Origin of the sequence: Pseudomonas sp. M5 (assembly GCF_016907075.1) — a bacterium.
Lineage (GTDB): Bacteria > Pseudomonadota > Gammaproteobacteria > Pseudomonadales > Pseudomonadaceae > Aquipseudomonas > Aquipseudomonas putida_E.
This window is the reverse complement of the sequence record NZ_JAFBBH010000001.1, coordinates 1,008,095-1,026,736: the sequence shown is the minus strand read 5'-3', so window position 1 is coordinate 1,026,736 and position 18,642 is coordinate 1,008,095. Positions and strand designations below refer to the sequence as shown.

The 18,642-nt window shown below is 63.3% G+C and carries 13 protein-coding genes; 8 read left to right on the top strand and 5 right to left on the bottom strand.

Going from position 1 to position 18,642, the window contains the following annotated elements; translation table 11 throughout:
* Positions 1 to 6 precede the first annotated feature (6 nt).
* The 5 genes from JOE27_RS04790 to JOE27_RS04770 all read right to left on the bottom strand — a co-directional run bounded on the left by JOE27_RS04790 (position 7) and on the right by JOE27_RS04770 (position 4,506).
* Positions 7 to 1,251, bottom strand: a complete 1,245-nt coding sequence (locus JOE27_RS04790; RefSeq protein WP_204918071.1) for an FAD-binding oxidoreductase — start codon at positions 1,249 to 1,251, stop codon at positions 7 to 9.
* A 15-nt stretch (positions 1,252 to 1,266) separates the two neighbouring features.
* On the bottom strand, positions 1,267 to 1,977 hold the full coding sequence (locus tag JOE27_RS04785; protein WP_046786081.1) for an ABC transporter permease subunit: 711 nt from the start codon (positions 1,975 to 1,977) through the stop codon (positions 1,267 to 1,269).
* Complete coding sequence (locus JOE27_RS04780) at positions 1,974 to 2,693, bottom strand: ABC transporter permease subunit (protein WP_046786082.1); 720 nt, start codon at positions 2,691 to 2,693, stop codon at positions 1,974 to 1,976. The genes JOE27_RS04785 and JOE27_RS04780 overlap by 4 nt, the downstream gene beginning before the upstream one ends.
* 175 nt (positions 2,694 to 2,868) lie before the next feature.
* Positions 2,869 to 3,621: a transporter substrate-binding domain-containing protein gene (locus tag JOE27_RS04775; RefSeq protein ID WP_115274681.1), complete on the bottom strand. Its 753-nt coding sequence runs from the start codon at positions 3,619 to 3,621 to the stop codon at positions 2,869 to 2,871.
* A gap of 21 nt (positions 3,622 to 3,642) precedes the next feature.
* Positions 3,643 to 4,506, bottom strand: coding sequence for a MurR/RpiR family transcriptional regulator (locus JOE27_RS04770; protein WP_046786084.1), 864 nt, complete (start codon positions 4,504 to 4,506; stop codon positions 3,643 to 3,645).
* 142 nt (positions 4,507 to 4,648) lie between these two features.
* Here JOE27_RS04770 and JOE27_RS04765 point away from each other — a divergent pair, with 142 nt between their 5' ends.
* From JOE27_RS04765 to JOE27_RS04730, 8 genes are all read left to right on the top strand, one after another.
* Complete coding sequence (locus tag JOE27_RS04765) at positions 4,649 to 5,674, top strand: Ldh family oxidoreductase (protein WP_119687093.1); 1,026 nt, start codon at positions 4,649 to 4,651, stop codon at positions 5,672 to 5,674.
* 130 nt (positions 5,675 to 5,804) lie between these two features.
* Entirely contained in the window at positions 5,805 to 7,001 is a 1,197-nt protein-coding gene (locus tag JOE27_RS04760; RefSeq protein WP_204918069.1) for an amino acid aminotransferase, read from the top strand.
* A gap of 263 nt (positions 7,002 to 7,264) precedes the next feature.
* Complete coding sequence (locus JOE27_RS04755) at positions 7,265 to 8,542, top strand: serine/threonine transporter (RefSeq protein ID WP_046786087.1); 1,278 nt, start codon at positions 7,265 to 7,267, stop codon at positions 8,540 to 8,542.
* Positions 8,543 to 8,710: 168 nt separating this feature from the next.
* Positions 8,711 to 9,211 (top strand): thiol peroxidase, encoded by a 501-nt coding sequence (gene tpx, locus JOE27_RS04750; protein ID WP_039603773.1) that lies wholly within the window; start codon positions 8,711 to 8,713, stop codon positions 9,209 to 9,211.
* A gap of 318 nt (positions 9,212 to 9,529) precedes the next feature.
* Positions 9,530 to 10,822 (top strand): MdtA/MuxA family multidrug efflux RND transporter periplasmic adaptor subunit, encoded by a 1,293-nt coding sequence (locus tag JOE27_RS04745; protein ID WP_161872563.1) that lies wholly within the window; start codon positions 9,530 to 9,532, stop codon positions 10,820 to 10,822.
* Complete coding sequence (locus JOE27_RS04740; protein WP_115274685.1) at positions 10,819 to 13,917, top strand: MdtB/MuxB family multidrug efflux RND transporter permease subunit; 3,099 nt, start codon at positions 10,819 to 10,821, stop codon at positions 13,915 to 13,917. Before JOE27_RS04745 ends, JOE27_RS04740 begins: the two co-directional genes overlap by 4 nt.
* Complete coding sequence (locus JOE27_RS04735; protein WP_046786090.1) at positions 13,914 to 17,021, top strand: efflux RND transporter permease subunit; 3,108 nt, start codon at positions 13,914 to 13,916, stop codon at positions 17,019 to 17,021. The genes JOE27_RS04740 and JOE27_RS04735 overlap by 4 nt, the downstream gene beginning before the upstream one ends.
* The gene (locus JOE27_RS04730; RefSeq protein WP_115274686.1) at positions 17,018 to 18,505 is read left to right on the top strand and encodes an efflux transporter outer membrane subunit; all 1,488 of its coding nucleotides are present in this window, start codon (positions 17,018 to 17,020) and stop codon (positions 18,503 to 18,505) included. The genes JOE27_RS04735 and JOE27_RS04730 overlap by 4 nt, the downstream gene beginning before the upstream one ends.
* Positions 18,506 to 18,642: the final 137 nt, after the last annotated feature.

Genomic DNA, 18,642 nt, shown 5'->3' with positions numbered 1-18,642 from the left:
GTGGTGTCAGTTGAAACGTGCCGCGCTGTAAGGCGCAGGGTCGGTGAAAGGGCGCTCGCCGGTCAGCAGTTCAGCCACCAGGCGACCGCTGACCGGGCCCAGCGTCAGGCCGTGGTGCGCGTGGCCGAAGTTGAACCACAGGCCCTTGTGCCGTGGCGCCGGGCCGATCACGGGGCGCATGTCCGGCAGGCAGGGGCGACGGCCCAGCCAGGGGGTGTCGTCCAGGCGCTCACCCAGTGCCGGGAACAATGTGCGCGCCAGCGCTTCGCAGCGCTTGAGCTGAATTTCGTTGCCTGGGGCGCTGCTGGCGGCGAACTCGATGCCGGTGGTAAGGCGTATGCCGGCGGCCATCGGCGCCAGTACGTAGCCGCCCTGGGTGTCGCAGATCGAGTGCTGCAACTGAGCGCCGTCACGGGTGGCGTAGTGCATGTGGTAACCGCGCTTGATACCCAGCGGGATCGTGTAGCCCAGGCGCTCATAAAGGTCGGCCGACTGTGGCCCAAGGCACGCCACCACTTCGCCGGCGGTGACTGGCCCGCGCTGGCTTTCGACCCGCCATTGGCTGCCGACCTGGCGCAGGCTGCGCGCATCACCGTGCAGGAACTGCCCGCCGCGCTGGACGAACAGCGCAGCATAACCACGGGTGAGGGCGCCGGGGTCGTTCACGGTCTTGGGGTCGAGCCAATGGATGCCGCCGACTATGGTGCTGTCGAGCTGGTGCTCGCGTGCCTGCAGTTGCCCGCGTTCGAGCAGTTCGTAGTGCAGGCCATAGCGCGCAAGGCCCTTGACCTCGGCCTTGGCCTGCTCGAACAACGCCGGGTCGCGGTACACCTCGATCCAGCCCTTGGCCTGCACCAGCCCTTCGAGGCCGGCGGCGGCGATCAGGGCGTCGTGCTCCTCTACGCAGCGTTGTACCAGCGGCAGCATGTCGGCCGCGGCCCCGGCCAGCCGCCCCGGTGCCGACTGCCGCCAGTAGCGCAGCAACCAGGGCGCGGCCTTGGGCAAGTGCAGCAGGCTGTAGCGCACGTCCGGCTGGCGGTTGAGGCCATAGCGCAGCAGCTTGCCGAATTGGCGGGGGAACGCATAGGGGATGACACTGGAGCGTTCGATCAGCCCGGCGTTGCCATGGCTGGTGCCGCAACCGGGTTCATTGCGGTCGATCAGGATCACCTGGCGCCCGCGTGCCTGCAGATGCAGCGCGGTGCTGACGCCGACGATACCGGCGCCCAGGACAAGGGTCTGGCAATGCATGATTGTATCCTTCGGTCAGTTCAGGTGGCGGCCCAGGCGGGCCTCCAGGTGTTTCAGCAGGCGCCGAACCAGTTCGACGATCACCAGGTAGAGGACGGCGGCCCACAGGTAGATCTGGAAGTCGAAGCTGCGCGAGAACGCCAATTTGGTCACGCCCATCAGGTCGTAGATGGTCACCAGCGAGGCGATGGCGCTGGCCTTGATCATCAGGATCAGTTCGTTGCCCAGCGGGCCGATGGCCACCAGCAACGATTGCGGCAAGATGACCTTGAAGAAGGTGGTGGAGCGTTTGAGGTTCAGAGCCCTGGCTGCTTCATACTGCCCTGGCGCCACGGCCATCAGGCTGCCGCGGAAGATTTCGGCCTGGTAGGCGGCCGTGTTCAGGGTGAAGGCCAGCAGGGTGCAGAGCCAGGCTTCGCGGAAGAACCACCAGAGGCCGACGTCCTGCCAGAACCCCTTCAACGACCCAAGCCCGTAGTACAGCAGGAACAGTTGTGCCAGCAGGGGGGAGCCACGGAAGAAATAGATGTAGCCGGCCGCCAGGCGCTGCAGCGGCAGGTTGCGCGACATCCGGGCCAGCGCCAGCAGCAGGCCGAGCATGGCGCCGAGGGTGAAGGAAATCGCTACCAGCTTGGCAGTTACCAGCAGCCCGTCGATGAACCGTGGCCCGTAGCGCTCCAGCAGGTCGGGGTCCAGTACCAGGCTCAGCCATTGTTCGGCACTCATGCGCGTGCTCCTTGCAGGTGGCGGTTGCTGCGCCGTTCGATGTAGGCGAACACCCGCCCCGATAGCGCCGAGAACAGCAGGTAACCCAGGCAGGCCACCCCGTAGAAGAACATCGGCTCTTTGGTCACGCTGACCGCAAGGTTGGTCTGGCGCATCAGGTCGACCAGCGAGATGGTCGATACCAGCGAGGTATCCTTGAGCAACGACAGCCAGTTGTTGGAGAGCCCCGGCAGGGCGATGCGCGTCAGTTGTGGCAGTACCACCTTGAAGAAGGCGGTGCGCTTGCCCAGGCCCAGTGCCGCACAGGCCTCCAGCTGGCCTTTGGGCAGGGTCTTGAAAGCAGCCAGCCAGATCTCGCTGGAAAAGGCGGCGAACACCAGGCTGAAAGCGATCATCGCCGCGAGGAACGTATTGATCAGGAACTCACCTTGATAGCCCATGGCGGCCAGCAGTTGCTGTGCGGCGATCTGGCAACCGTAATAGATGATCAGCAGGGTCAGCAGCTCGGGCAGGCCGCGGAACACGGTGGAAAATGTGGTTGACCAGGCACGCGGCAGGCGCTTGCGCGAGCGCGCCGCCAGGGCCACGACAAGGCCCAGTGGCAAGCCGATGGGCAGGCAGGCGAGGGCCAGTGACACGGTCACCAGCGCGCCTGCCAGCAGCGCCTGGCCCCAGCCACCACTGGCGAAGGACAGCAAGGACAATTGATCGAGCATGACATATCCCTAGAATTAACTGCTCCACGCGCGAGCGCTGTAGGAGCGGCCTTGCGTCGCGAAAGGGCTGCGCAGCAGCCCCACAGGTTCTGGTGGCGCTGCACAAGCCTGGGGCCGCTTTGCGGTCCTTTCGCGACACAAGGCCGCTCGGGAGAGCGCGTCGTTGCAGGCGGAATCAGTTGTAGATATCGAAGTCGAAGTACTTGCTGGCGATTTTCTGGTAGGTACCGTTGGCGACGATTTGCGCCAACGCGGTATTCAGCCGCTGGCGCAGTGCTTCATCGTCCTTGCGCACGGCGATGGCGGCATTAGCCTTGGTGCCGGCCACGTCACCCAGCACCTTGCAGCATTCCTGGCCGTTCTTGTTCATCCACTCGTGCAGCGGGAACTTGTCGGCGATCACCCCGTCCAGGCGGCCGGCGGCGAGGTCGGCATTGGCCTCGTCCATGGTCGGGTAGAGCTTCACGTCAGCGCCCGCCTTGGCATACACATCTTCGGCATAGATCGCCTGGGTCGAGGACGACTGGGCACCCACCGTGTAGCCTTCGAAGGTGTTCTGCGCATCACTGATCTTGCTGTCCTTGGCCACGGCGACGGTCAGCGGCGTGCGGTAGTAATGGTCGGTGAAGGCGATTTTCTTGCGGCGCTCCTCGGTATCGATCATCGAAGCCACCACCGCATCGTACTTGCGTGCCATCAAGGCCGGGATGATGCCTTCCCAGTCTTGCGCCACCAGGGTGCACTCGACTTTCATCTGCTCGCACAGGGCGTGGGTGATGTCGATGTCAAAACCGTGCAACTGGTTGTCGGCATCCACATAGTTGAAGGGCGGGTAGGCCCCTTCGGTGGCGAAGCGCAGGGTTTCGGCGCTGGCGTTAGCCGCCAGCAGCAGGGCACATGCACCCACCATAGCCATGGTCTTGTTCATCTCGCACCTCTTGCACTCTTGCTATTGTTGTTTTCCCGTCGTGTAGCCGACGAATTCGTTATGTAGAGCGGCAGTCGCTTCCAAGCGTTTTTCAACATCAGGCCCGAGCTTCTTGCAGACCTCGTTGACCATCAGGTGCACCCACGACAGCATTGCCGAGGTGGACTCCCAGAACAGATTGAATTCGGTGGGGATGCGGAACACCTCGTCGGCATTGGCATCGGCCCAGTCGCAGAAGGTGTCGGTCACCAGCGTGACCGGGATACCGGCCTGGCGTGCCTTCTGGCACAGCAGCAAGGCATGGCGGGAATAACGGCGTGCCTCGAACACCACCAGCGCGCTGTTTTCCGGGCGCCCGAGCAGCACCTCGCCGAAGTGCCCGGCACTGCCATCGACCACCTGGACGCCGTCGCGCAGGTAGTGCAGCAGGTGGGCCATGCACTGGGCCACACCACGCTCGGTCTGAAAACCGGCAATGAATACCCGCGGCCTGTCTGCCAGGCGCTGGGCGGCTATGTGCCAGGCCTCGCTGCGGCTGTATTCGTGCACCCGTACCAACGCGGCAATTTCCAGCTCAAGGCTGCCTGCGCGGGTGTTGTCGTCGTGCTGCTGGCGGTATTCCTGCAGGCGGTCTCCCACCAGCCATGGGCCATCACCCAGGTCGCTCTGAAGGTCTTGCTTGAGCGCCTTGAGATGGGCATAACCGAGTGAGCGGCAGAAACGCCCGACACTGGATTCGCTGACGCCGAGCTTGGCGGCAATGCTGGCTGAGGTCTGGAACGGCAATTCCTGGAGATTGGCGAGCATGTAGCTGGCGATCTTGTGGCCTGAAGCAGTCGCGGCTTGCAGGCTGTGTTCCAGGCGTTGTTTGATCGGTTGGCTCATGCTGTTGCTCCAGGCGAGGCGTGAATAGAAAATGAATGTTTTCTGTCATAGAGTCAACATTTGACAGATAGCTGTCACATGCGGGAAAGTTTTTGTCGCGGCCCACGCTGTTGCCATTCCAATTCCAAGAAAGGAGCTTCAGATGTCTGCACCTTCCACCCACCCCGTCGTGCGCATGCCTTTTGCCGAACTGCAGGGGTTGTTGCAATCGATCTTCCAGCGTCACGGCTGCAGTGCAGCGGTGGCCGGCGTGCTCGCCCACAATTGCGCCAGCGCTCAGCGCGATGGTGCCCATAGCCACGGGGTGTTTCGTATGCCTGGCTATGTCTCGACCCTGGCCAGCGGCTGGGTGAACGGTTGTGCCATACCGCAGGTGACTGACGTGGCGGCGGGCTTTGTTCGGGTAGACGCTGGCGGGGGCTTTGCCCAGCCGGCCCTGGCCGCGGCGCGTGCAATGCTGGTCGAGAAGGCCCGCAGTGCCGGCATCGCGGTACTGGCGATTCACAACTCCCACCATTTCGCAGCGCTGTGGCCCGATGTGGAGCCGTTTGCCGATGAGGGCCTGGTAGCCCTGAGCGTGGTCAACAGCATGACCTGTGTTGTGCCACACGGTGCGCGCAAGCCGTTGTTCGGCACCAACCCGATTGCCTTTGCCGCGCCGTGTGCGGGGCACGACCCTATCGTTTTTGACATGGCCACCAGCGCCATGGCCCATGGTGACGTGCAGATCGCTGCGCGGGCCGGCCAGCAGCTGCCGGAGGGCATGGGCGTGGACGCCGATGGCCAGCCGACCACCGACCCCAAGGCCATCCTGGAAGGCGGTGCGCTGCTGCCCTTCGGCGGGCACAAGGGCTCGGCACTGTCGATGATGGTCGAGTTGCTGGCGGCGGCGCTGACCGGTGGGCATTTCTCTTGGGAATTCGACTGGGCGAGCCACCCTGGGGCGAAAACGCCGTGGACCGGGCAACTGATCATCGTCATCGACCCGAGCAAAGCCGAAGGCGACCGGTTTGCGCAGCGCAGCCGGGAGCTGGTCGAGCAGATGCAGGCGGTGGGGTTGTCGCGTATGCCGGGCGAGCGGCGCTACCGGGAGCGGGAAATTGCACAGCGTGAAGGGGTGGCGGTGACTGAGGTTGAGCTGCAGGAGCTCAAGGCGCTGGCCAGCTGACACGCTGCAAATGCCCGCTGTGCAATCTTGCATAGACAACCTTGCACAATAGGTGATGTTCCTGCCCGCCGAGTCCGGGTATCCTCACCTGAGCCTTTCCGAACTGTCCTGATCCAAGGAGCTGCACGCTGTGTTCAAACATGTCGATGCCTATGCCGGCGACCCGATCCTCTCGTTGATGGAAACCTTCAAGGCCGACCCGCGCGCCGACAAGGTCAACCTGAGTATCGGCCTTTATTACGATGAGGCCGGCGTGGTGCCGCAGCTCAAAGCGGTGGATGCGGTTGAAAAACGCATCGCCGGCGTGGCCCACGAGGCTTCGCTGTACCTGCCGATGGAAGGCCTGGCCAGCTACCGCCAGGCGATCCAGGCACTGCTGTTCGGTGCCGATCACCCAGCCGTCACCGGCAAGCGCGTGGCGACCGTGCAGACCGTCGGCGGCTCCGGCGCGCTCAAGGTCGGCGCCGATTTCCTCAAGCGTTACTTCCCTGCCTCCGAAGTCTGGGTCAGCAACCCGACCTGGGACAACCACCGCGCCATCTTCGAAGGTGCAGGGTTCAAGGTGCACAGCTATCCGTACTTCGACCAGGCCAGCCGTGGCGTGGACTTCAACGGCATGCTGGCGACTTTGCAGACCCTGCCGGCCAACAGCGTCGTGCTGCTGCATCCGTGCTGCCATAACCCCACCGGTGCCGACCTTACCCAGGAGCAGTGGCAGCACGTGGTGGAAGTGGTCAAGGCGCGCCAGTTGATCCCGTTCCTCGACATCGCCTACCAAGGCTTCGGCGAGGGTCTGGTGGAAGACGCCTACGCCATCCGCGAAATGGCCCGTGCCGGCGTACCGTGCCTGGTCAGCAACTCGTTCTCGAAGATCTTCTCGCTGTATGGCGAGCGGGTAGGGGGCCTGTCGGTGGTCTGCGACGATGAAGACACCACCCAAAGCGTGCTTGGCCAGCTCAAGGCAACTGTGCGCCGCAACTACTCCAGCCCGCCCAACTTCGGCGCACAGCTGGTAGCCGGTGTGCTCGGCGATGCTGCGCTGAATGCGCAGTGGGCCGCTGAAGTCGAGGTGATGCGCAAGCGCATTCTCGATATGCGCCAGGCCCTGGTCGATGCGCTGGCCGTGTTGCTGCCAGGCCAGGACTTCCAGTTCTTCCTGCGCCAGCGTGGCATGTTCAGCTACACAGGTTTCAGCGTCGAGCAGGTCCGCCGCCTGCGCGACGAGTTCGGTGTGTACCTGATCGACAGCGGCCGGGTGTGCATGTCCGGCCTGCGCCCGGCCAACCTGCAACGGGTTGCCGAAGCGTTCGCTGCCGTTCAGAAGTAACACCGCACAGTGCCGCTCCTGCAAGGCTTCGCGAACGTCTGAGCGGCCTTGCCGGGGCGCCGGACCGGTCGGAAAGGGCCGCAAGGCGGCCCCATAGTGCAACCCCGCTTGTAAAGACAAGTGCAACCGTCCCTCGGGCGGGGCTTCGCAACCGCCCACTTTCAGTGCACAATCGCGCCCCTCTTTTCTGGTTGGGGTGCTCGAAGCCTCTGTTTCGCCACTCCCAGCCCTGTTGCAGTCTTGCGAGTGGAGTTGCACCCGGAATGAACGAGCAGGCCCCAAGCGTTGAACAACGCTTCGAATCGACCCCGGCTGCCCTTGGCAGCTGGTCCCGTCATGACACTACCTGGATGCTGGGCCTGTTTGGCACCGCCATCGGTGCAGGTACCTTGTTCCTGCCGATCAACGCCGGCCTCGGTGGTTTTTGGCCGCTATTGATCCTCGCCGCGCTGGCCTTCCCGATGACCTACTTCGCCCACCGCGGCCTGACCCGGTTCGTCCTGTCCGGGCGCAGTGGCGGGGATATCACCGAGGTGGTGCAAGAACATTTCGGCATCAAGGCCGGTGCACTGATCACCGTGCTGTACTTCTTCGCCATCTTCCCGATCCTGCTCATTTACAGCGTGGCGCTGACCAACACGGTCACCAGCTTCATGGAACACCAGTTGCACATGACCCCGCCGCCGCGGGCGCTGTTGTCGTTCGTGCTGATCCTGGGCCTGCTGGCCATCGTGCGCTGCGGTGAGCAGGCCACGGTGAAGGTCATGAGCCTGCTGGTTTACCCGTTCATCGTCGCCTTGGCGCTGCTGGGCCTTTACCTGGTCCCGCACTGGACCGGGGGTATCCTCGACGGCGCTTCCCAACTGCCATCGGGTTCGGCCTTCCTGCACACCGTGTGGCTGGCGATCCCGGTGATGGTGTTCTCGTTCAACCACTCGCCGATCATCTCGGCCTTTGCCGTGGACCAGAAGCGCCGGTATGGCGAACACGCCGACGAGCGCAGCGGCCAGATCCTGGCACGCGCACACCTACTGATGGTGGCCATGGTGCTGTTCTTCGTCTTCAGCTGCGTACTGACCCTCGACAGCGCTCAATTGGCTGAGGCCAAGGCGCAGAACCTGTCGATCCTGTCGTACCTGGCCAACCACTTCAGCAACCCGACGATCGCTTTCGCCGCGCCGCTGATCGCCTTCATCGCCATCGCCAAGTCGTTCCTGGGCCATTACATCGGTGCCAGCGAAGGCCTGAAGGGCATCATCGCCAAAACCGGTGCACGCCCGGGCGCCAAGGCGCTGGACCGTGTGGTTGCCGCGCTGATGCTGGTGGTGTGCTGGATCGTCGCCACCCTGAACCCGAGCATCCTGGGTATGATCGAGTCGCTGGGTGGCCCGATCATCGCCGTGCTGCTGTTCCTGATGCCGATGTACGCCATCCGCCGCGTGCCGTCGATGCGCAAGTACAGTGGCGCGCTGTCCAACGTCTTTGTAGTGGTGGTTGGCCTGGTTGCGCTGACTTCTGTGGTGTACGGCCTGTTGGGCTGATCCATCGTTCGCTTTGAGAAATGTCCGGGCTGCTTGTAGCAACCCGGACATTTTTTTGTCCACAATAACTGTCAGGCAATAGAACAATTTCACTGAACCCCATAGGCACCCGGCCGCCTTCATGCTTAACTCAGTGTCCTTTTCAAACCCCGCATAAGGATTTCGTCCATGGCTCAAGTGACTCTCAAAGGCAACCCGGTTCAGGTCAACGGCGAGCTGCCAAAAGCCGGTGCCCAGGCTCCGGCCTTCTCCCTGGTAGGTGAAGGCCTGGCCGACAAGTCGCTGAAGGACTTCGCCGGCAAGCGCAAGGTGCTGAACATCTTCCCAAGCGTCGATACCCCGACCTGCGCTACCTCGGTGCGCAAGTTCAACGCCCAGGCCAACGATGTGGCCAATACCGTGGTGCTGTGCATCTCTGCCGACCTGCCGTTCGCCCAGGCGCGCTTCTGCGGCGCCGAAGGCCTGGAGAACGTGAAGAACCTGTCGACCCTGCGTGGTCGCGAGTTCCTCGAAAACTACGGTGTTGCCATTGCCGACGGCCCGCTGGCCGGCCTGGCTGCCCGCGCCGTGGTGGTGCTGGACGAAAACGACAAGGTGCTGCACAGCGAGCTGGTAGGTGAAATCGCTGAAGAGCCGAACTATGACGCGGCACTGGCGGTGTTGAAGTAAAGAATGGTGCAGGGCTGATGCCAGTCAGTTGGCCTTGTCGGGGCCGCAAAGCGGCCCTAAATCGCTTAGCTGGCTGGCATTGAGCGTAACGAAGGCCTTTATCGAAGGTTTCGGCCTCGGAACTCTTCAGTACGCTGCCTCTCCAAGCAACACCCTGTAACGGCCCGGAACGCTTTCCGGGCCGTTTTCATTTAAAGTTCAGCCTCTTGGCAACGTCAGGCAAAGGTAAACCTCTGGTAAAGGGCCTTTGCTAAAAGAGTGCCAGTGCTTATCGTTCACCTTCCCAAGTCGTCATTCCGAACAAGGTTCGTTCAACCCATGCGAGTTTCCGTCTCCCGATCCCCTCGTCGCTGGCTCGTTGGCCTGCTGATCCTGCTGCTGGTGGCCCTGCTGGCCTGGTGGTTGTGGCCCGCTGCAACGCCTGCCCCAAAAGAAGCGGGCGGGGGGCGCCCGGGCAAGGGCATGGGCATCGGTATGGGCCGTCCCGGCTTCGGCGGCTCCACCGAAGCGGTGCCAGTGCGTGTGGAACCTGCACGGGTGGGCGACTTTCCGCTCTACTACAAGGCGCTTGGCACGGTTACCGCGACCAATACCGTCAACGTGCGTAGCCGTGTTGCCGGTGAGCTGGTGAAAATCCACTTCAAGGAGGGCCAGCAGGTCAAGGCTGGCGACTTGCTCGCCGAGATCGACCCGCGCGCCTACCGCATCGCGCTGCAGCAGGCCGAAGGCACGCTGGCGCAAAACCGGGCGCAGCTCAAGAACGCTCAAGTCGACCTGGCGCGCTATAAAGGCCTGTACGCCGAAGACAGCATCGCCAAACAGACGCTCGATACCTCCGAAGCCCAGGTGGCGCAGTTCCAGGGGCTGGTGAAAACCAACCAGGCTCAGGTCAATGATGCCCGCCTGAACCTTGATTTCACCCAGATCCGCGCGCCGATCAGTGGCCGGGTGGGCCTGCGTCAGCTCGACCTGGGCAACCTGGTGGCGGCCAATGACACTACCGCCCTGGTGGTCATCACCCAGACCGAACCGATCAGCGTTGCCTTCACCTTGCCGGAAACCGAGCTGACTACCGTGCTGGAACGTTACCGCAGCGGTGCCAGCCTGCCGGTCGAGGCCTGGGACCGCGGCGACAGCAAGCTGCAGTCCACTGGCGTGCTGGCCAGCATCGACAACCAGATAGACATCACCACCGGTACCCTGAAGTTCAAAGGCCGCTTCGAGAACAAGGACATGGCCCTGTTCCCCAACCAGTTCGTCAACGTGCGCCTGTTGGCCGACACCCTCAAGCAGGTCGTCATGGCACCGGCGGCGGCCATCCAGTTCGGCAACGACGGCACCTTCGCCTATGTCGTCACTGCCGACAACACGGTCAATGTGCGCAAGCTCAAGGTGGGCCCCAGTGACGGTGAGAACAGTGTGATCCTCGAAGGCCTCAAGGCCGGTGACCGCCTGGTGCTCGAAGGCACCGACCGCCTGCGCGAAGGTTCCAAGGTCGAAGTGGTCGAAGACAGCTCGCAAGTACCGGCCACCCCCGGCCAGCACCTGCAGGGGCAGGACGGCAAAGGCTCGGCCCAGACCGGTGAAACGGCAGGCAAGGCGGGCGCATGAACCTGTCGCGCCTGTTCATCCTTCGCCCGGTCGCCACCACGCTGAGCATGCTGGCCATCGTGCTGGCCGGCCTGATCGCGTACAAGCTGCTGCCGGTTTCGGCCTTGCCGCAGGTCGATTACCCGACCATCAGGGTCATGACCCTGTATCCGGGCGCCAGCCCGCAGGTGATGACCAGCGCCGTGACCGCGCCGCTCGAGCGCCAGTTCGGCCAGATGCCGGGCCTGACCCAGATGGCATCGACCAGTTCTGGCGGTGCCTCGGTGCTGACCCTGCGCTTCAGCCTGGACATGAACATGGACGTTGCCGAGCAGCAGGTACAGGCCGCGATCAACGCCGCCAGCAACCTGCTGCCCAGCGACCTGCCAGCACCACCTGTGTACAACAAGGTCAACCCTGCCGATACCCCGGTGTTGACCCTGGCCATTTCCAGCAAGACCATGCCGCTGCCCAAGCTCAACGACCTGGTCGACACCCGCGTGGCGCAGAAGCTCGCGCAGATCGGCGGCGTGGGCATGGTCAGCATCGCCGGTGGCCAGCGCCAGGCTGTGCGCATCAAGGTCAACGTCGATGCGTTGGCCGCCAATGGTCTGAACCTCGATGACGTGCGTACCCTGGTTGGCGCCTCCAACGTCAACCAGCCCAAGGGCAACTTCGATGGCCCGACCCGGGTGTCGATGCTCGATGCCAATGACCAGCTGCGTTCCCCCGAGGAGTACGCCAACCTGATCCTGGCGTACAACAACGGTGCGCCGCTGCGCCTGAAGGACGTCGCCGAAATCGTCGACGGAGCCGAGAACGAACGCCTCGCTGCCTGGGCCAACCAGAACCAGGCGGTACTGCTGAACATCCAGCGTCAGCCCGGTGCCAATGTCATCGAGGTGGTCGACCGCATCAAGGACCTGCTGCCGTCGATCACCGACAACCTGCCCGCCGGCCTCGAGGTGTCGGTGCTGACCGACCGCACCCAGACCATCCGCGCCGCAGTCAAGGATGTGCAGCACGAACTGCTGATCGCCATCGTCCTGGTGGTGATGGTGACCTTCGTCTTCCTGCGCCGCATCAGTGCCACCATCATCCCGTCGATTGCCGTGCCGCTGTCGCTGATCGGCACCTTCGGCGTGATGTACCTGGCCGGCTTCTCGATCAACAACCTGACTTTGATGGCCCTGACCATCGCCACCGGTTTTGTGGTCGATGACGCCATCGTCATGCTGGAGAACATCTCGCGGCACATCGAGGAGGGCGAAACGCCCATGCAGGCTGCGCTCAAGGGCGCGCGGCAGATCGGTTTCACCCTGATCTCCCTGACCTTCTCGCTGATTGCCGTGCTCATCCCGCTGCTGTTCATGGCCGATGTGGTGGGCCGGCTGTTCCGCGAATTCGCCATCACGCTGGCGGTGGCTATCCTGATTTCCCTGGTGGTCTCGCTGACCCTGACACCCATGATGTGCGCACGCCTGCTCAAGCGTGAACCCAAAGAAGAAGAGCAAGGCCGTTTTTACCGAGCCAGTGGTGCCTGGATCGACTGGCTGATCGATTACTACGGCCGTGGCCTGCAATGGGTGCTCCGGCACCAGCCGCTGACCTTGCTGGTGGCGGTCGCCAGCCTGGCACTGACCGTTTTCCTGTACATGGTGGTGCCCAAGGGCTTCTTCCCGGTGCAGGACACCGGGGTGATCCAGGGTATCTCCGAAGCCCCGCAGTCCACCTCGTTCGCCGCCATGAGCGAACGCCAGCAGTCGCTGAGCACGATCATCCTGCAGGATCCGGCCGTGCAGAGCCTGTCGTCCTACATCGGCGTGGACGGTGACAATGCCACGCTCAACAGTGGCCGTCTGCTGATCAACCTCAAACCCCACGGCGAGCGCGACGTGACGGCCGGCGAGGTGATCAGCCGCTTGCAGCCTCAGCTCGACAAGCTGGTCGGCATCCGCCTGTTCATGCAGCCGGTGCAAGACCTGAGCATCGAGGATCGGGTCAGCCGCACGCAGTACCAGTTCAGCCTGTCCTCGCCCGACGCCGACCTGCTCGCGCAGTGGAGCGGCAAGCTGGTCAATGCGCTGCAACAGCGGCCGGAACTGCAGGATGTGGCCAGCGACCTTCAAGACAAGGGGCTGCAGGTGTACCTGGTGATCGACCGTGACATGGCCAGCCGCCTGGGCATCGATGTGTCGCAAATCACCAACGCCCTGTATGACGCCTTCGGCCAGCGGCAGATCTCGACCATCTATACCCAGGCCAGCCAGTACCGGGTGGTGCTGCAGTCGCGCGATGCAGCAAGCATCGGCCCACAGGCGCTGGAGTCGATCCACGTCAAGGCCAGTGACGGTGGTCAGGTACGCCTGTCGGCACTGGCGCGCATCGAGCAGCGCCAGGCGCAGCTGGCGATTTCACACATCGGCCAGTTCCCCGCGGTGATGATGTCGTTCAACCTGGCGCATGGTGCGTCGCTGGGCGAAGCGGTCAAGGTGATCGAGCAGGTCCAGCAGGAAATCGGCATGCCCATCGGCGTGCAGACCCGCTTCCAGGGCGCTGCCGAGGCCTTCCAGGCGTCCCTGTCGAGCACCTTGCTGCTGATCCTTGCCGCCGTGGTGACCATGTACATCGTGCTCGGCGTGCTGTACGAGAGCTACATTCACCCGATCACCATCCTCTCGACCTTGCCGTCGGCGGCGGTCGGTGCCTTGCTGGCGTTGATCCTCAGCGGCAACGACCTGGGCATGATCGCCATCATTGGCATCATTCTGCTCATCGGCATCGTCAAGAAGAACGCGATCATGATGATCGACTTCGCCCTCGAGGCCGAGCGCAACCAAGGCATGAGCCCGCACGACGCGATCTACCAGGCGGCGCTGCTGCGCTTCCGGCCGATCCTGATGACCACCCTGGCTGCGCTGTTCGGCGCAGTACCGCTGATGCTGGCCACAGGTTCCGGTGCCGAGTTGCGCCAGCCGCTGGGGCTGGTCATGGTCGGCGGCTTGCTGGTAAGCCAGGTGCTGACCCTGTTCACAACGCCGGTCATCTACCTGTACTTCGACCGCTTGGCACGGCGCTGGCGCCCAGCCGCTGACACCACGCAGGCCGAGGCATGAACCTGTCCGGCCCTTTCATTCGCCGGCCTGTGGCGACCATGCTGCTGAGCCTGGCAATCATGCTGCTTGGTGGCGTCAGCTTCGGCCTGCTGCCGGTTTCGCCGTTGCCGCAGATGGACTTCCCGGTGATCGTGGTTCAAGCCAACCTGGCTGGCGCCAGCCCCGAGGTGATGGCCTCCACGGTAGCCACGCCGCTGGAACGCAAGCTTGGCAGTATCGCCGGTGTCACCACCCTGACCAGTAGCTCCAACCAGGGCTCGACCCGGGTAATCATCGGCTTCGAGCAAGGCCGGGACATCGACGGCGCCGCGCGCGAGGTGCAGGCGGCGATCAACGCCACCCGCAACCTGCTGCCCAGCGGCATGCGCAGCATGCCGACCTACAAGAAGCTCAACCCGTCGCAGGCGCCGATCATGGTGCTGTCGTTGACCTCTGATGTGCTGCAGAAAGGCCAGTTGTACGATCTGGCTGACACCATCCTGTCGCAGAGCCTGGCTCAGGTAAGTGGGGTAGGGGAAGTGCAGATCGGCGGCAGTTCGCTGCCGGCTGTGCGCATTTCCGTCGAGCCGCAACTGCTCAACCAGTACAGCCTGTCCCTGGACGAAGTGCGCACTGCGGTGGCCAACGCCAACCAGCGCCGGCCGATGGGTTTCGTCGAGGACAGCGAGCGCAACTGGCAGGTACGGGCCAACGACCAGCTGGAAAAAGCCAAGGATTACGAACCGATCGTGATCCGGCAGCAGAACGGTACGATACTGCGCCTGTCCGACGTGGCGACCATCACAGACAGCGTCGAGAACCGCTACAACAGCGGCTTTTTCAACGATCAGAGTGCCGTGCTGCTGGTGGTCAACCGTCAGATCGGCGCCAACATCATCGAGACCGTCGACCAGATCCACGCGCAGTTGCCGGCCCTGCAGTCGCTGCTGCCGGCCAGCGTGCAACTGAACGTGGCCATGGACCGTTCGCCGGTCATCAAGGCCACCCTCAAGGAAGCCGAGCACACACTGCTGATCGCCGTGGTGCTGGTGATCCTCGTGGTCTACCTGTTCCTCGGCAGCCTGCGCGCCTCGTTGATCCCCAGCCTGGCGGTACCGGTATCGCTGGTGGGGACCTTCGCGGTGATGTACCTGTGCGGTTTTTCGCTGAACAACCTGTCGCTGATGGCGTTGATCCTGGCCACAGGCCTGGTGGTGGACGATGCCATCGTGGTGCTGGAAAACATTTCGCGGCATATCGAGGACGGCCAGCCGCCGATGCGTGCGGCGTTCCTCGGCGCCAAGGAAGTCGGCTTCACCTTGCTGTCGATGAACGTCTCGCTGGTAGCGGTGTTCGTTTCGATCCTGTTCATGGGCGGCATCGTGCGCAACCTGTTCCAGGAGTTCTCGATTACCCTGGCGGCGGCGATCATCGTCTCGCTGGTGGTTTCGCTGACCCTCACCCCGATGCTCTGTGCCCGTTGGCTCAAGCCCCACCGCGCCGAACAGACGCGCCTGCAGCGCTGGAGCGACAATGTGCACAAGCGCATGGTCCAAGGCTACGATCGCAGCCTGAGTTGGGCCCTTCGCCACAAGCGCCTGACCTTGATCAGCCTGTTGGCGACCATCGGCCTGAACATCGTGCTGTATGTGGTCGTGCCGAAAACGCTGATCCCGCAGCAGGACACCGGCCAGCTGATGGGCTTCATCCGCGGTGACGACGGGCTGTCGTTCACCGTGATGCAGCCGAAGATGGAAATCTACCGCCGTGCCTTGCTGGCCGACCCGGCCGTGCAGAGTGTTGCCGGTTTCATTGGTGGCAACAGTGGTACCAACAACGCCATGGTGCTGGTGCGCCTGAAGCCGATCAGCGAGCGCAAGATCGATGCGCAGCAGGTCATCGAGCGTTTGCGCAAGGAAATGCCCAAGGTCCCTGGCGGACGGCTGTTCCTGATGGCTGACCAGGACCTGCAGCTGGGCGGCGGTGGCCGTGACCAGACCTCGTCGCAGTACCTGTACACCCTGCAGAGCGGCGATCTGGCAGCGTTGCGCCAGTGGTTCCCCAAGGTGGTCGCAGCCATGCGCGCGCTGCCCGAGCTGACCGCCATCGATGCTCGCGACGGCTCCGGTACCCAGCAGGTGACACTGGTAGTCGATCGCGACCAGGCCAAGCGCCTGGGTATCGACATGGACATGGTCACCACCGTTCTGAACAACGCTTACAGTCAACGGCAGATCTCGACCATCTACGACAGCCTCAACCAGTACCAGGTGGTGCTGGAAATCAACCCGAAATACGCCTGGGACCCAAGCAGCCTGGAGCAGGTGCAGGTGATCACCAGTGACGGGGCGCGTGTGCCCTTGTCGACCATCGCCCATTACGAGAACAGCCTGGCAAACGACCGGGTCAGTCATGAGGGCCAGTTCGCTGCCGAAGACATCGCCTTCGACGTTGCCGAAGGCTACAGCCCCGACCAGGCCATGGCGGCGGTGGAGCGGGCGGTGGCCAAGCTGGGCCTGCCCGAGGAGGTGATTGCCAAGCTGGGCGGCACGGCAGACGCCTTCGCCAAGACCCAGCAAGGCCAGCCGTTCATGATTCTTGGCGCGTTGGTGCTGGTGTATCTGGTGCTGGGCATACTGTATGAAAGCTACATTCACCCGCTGACCATCCTTTCGACCTTGCCTTCGGCTGGCGTCGGTGCCTTGCTTGCGCTCTATGTCACCGGGGGCGAATTCAGCCTGATATCCCTGCTGGGCCTGTTCCTGCTGATTGGCGTGGTGAAGAAGAACGCCATCCTGATGATCGACCTGGCGCTGCAACTGGAGCGCCATCAGGGGCTGACACCGGAAGAGTCGATCCGCCGTGCCTGCCTGCTGCGCCTGCGGCCGATCCTGATGACCACGCTGGCGGCCATGCTCGGCGCCTTGCCACTGCTGCTCAGCCGCGCCGAGGGTGCGGAAATGCGCCAACCGCTGGGCCTGACCATCATTGGCGGCCTGGTCTTCAGCCAAGTCCTGACCCTGTATACGACGCCGGTGGTGTACCTGTACCTCGACCGCCTGCGCCACCGATTCAACCATTGGCGCGGCGTGCGCACCGATGCCGCTCTGGATACCCCGCTATGAATTTTGCCCAGTCCCCACTCCATCGCGCCCTGCAACTGCTGACCCGCGGGCGTGGCTCACGCCTGGTCGGTGCCGGTCTGTGTGCGGCGCTGCTAAGCGCCTGTACCCTGAGCCCGGACTACCATCGCCCGGAGCTGAGCACACCGGCGCAGTTCAAACAGGCCGAGGGCTGGACCCAGGCCAACCCGTCCGATGCCATCGCCCGTGGCGCCTGGTGGGAAATCTATGGTGACGCGGGGCTCAACGCTCTGGTCGAGGAGCTCAACCGCAGCAATCAGAGTGTGGCGCAGGCCGAAGCCCAGTACCGCCAGGCCCAAGCGCTGGTGCGCAGTAGCCGTGCGTCGTTGTTCCCAAGCCTGGACCTGACCACCAGCAAGAACCGCTCGGCCCAGGGCACAGGCAGTTCGAGCTCCAGCCTTTCCAACAACAGCAGCGGTATTCGCAACACTTACAACGCGCAGCTTGGCGTGAGCTGGGAAATCGACCTGTGGGGCAAGTTGCGCGAGACCATGAACGCCAACGAGGCCAGTGCTCAAGCGAGCTTCGCCGACCTCGCCGCGATCCGCCTCAGCCAGCAGTCTGAGCTGGTGCAGAATTACCTGCAGTTGCGCGTAATCGATGAGCAGAAGCGCCTGCTGGAAGCCACCGTCGCGACGTATGAACGTTCGTTGCGCATGACCCAGAACCAGTACCGTGCAGGCGTCTCGGGCCCCGACGCAGTGGCCCAGGCACGTACCCAGCTCAAGACTACCCAAGCCGACCTGATAGATCTGGTCTGGCAGCGTGCACAGTTCGAAAACGCCATTGCCGTGCTACTGGGCAAGGCACCCGCCGAGTTTGCCCTCGCCGACAGCAAAAGCATCCCGGCCTTGCCGCAGATTCCGGTAAGCCTGCCGTCGCAACTGCTGGAGCGCCGCCCGGACATCGCTTCGGCCGAGCGCAACGTGATGGCGGCCAACGCCAACATCGGCGTGGCACGGGCCGCCTATTTCCCTGACTTGAGCCTGAGCATGAGCGGTGGTTATTCCAGCAGTACCTTCAATGACTGGATTCAGTTGCCCAATCGTTACTGGTCGGTAGGGCCGCAACTGGCGCTGACACTCTTCGATGCCGGCAAGCGCAGCGCCGAGGTTGACCGCACTGTCGCGGTATACGACCAGACCGTGGCGCAGTACCGCCAGACCGTGCTCGACGGCTTCAAGGAGGTCGAGAATTACCTGGTGCAACTCAAGGTTTACGGCGAAGAGGCGCTCGTGCGCCAGGAAGCTCTGGATGCCGCGCGTGAGTCGTTGCGCCTGACCGACAACCAGTACAGGGCCGGGCTGATCGGCTATCTGGACGTGGTCAATGTACAGACCACGGCGCTGAGCAATGAGCGCAGTGTGTTGAACCTGTTACAGGGGCGTCTGGTGGCCAGTGTGCAGCTGATCGCTGCGTTGGGCGGCGGCTGGGATGCCGGGCAAGCGTTTGCCAGTCAGGAGTGAAGGCGCGGTCTAGTGTCGAAAAAATGCCCGCTCAGGCATGAGCCAACATCTTTTTTCACCTGCCCTTCAGGCGCGACAAAAGCCGACCAATGGCAATTTGATGTCAGTGGTTCGCCGGGGGGCTCTATCGCGGGGCT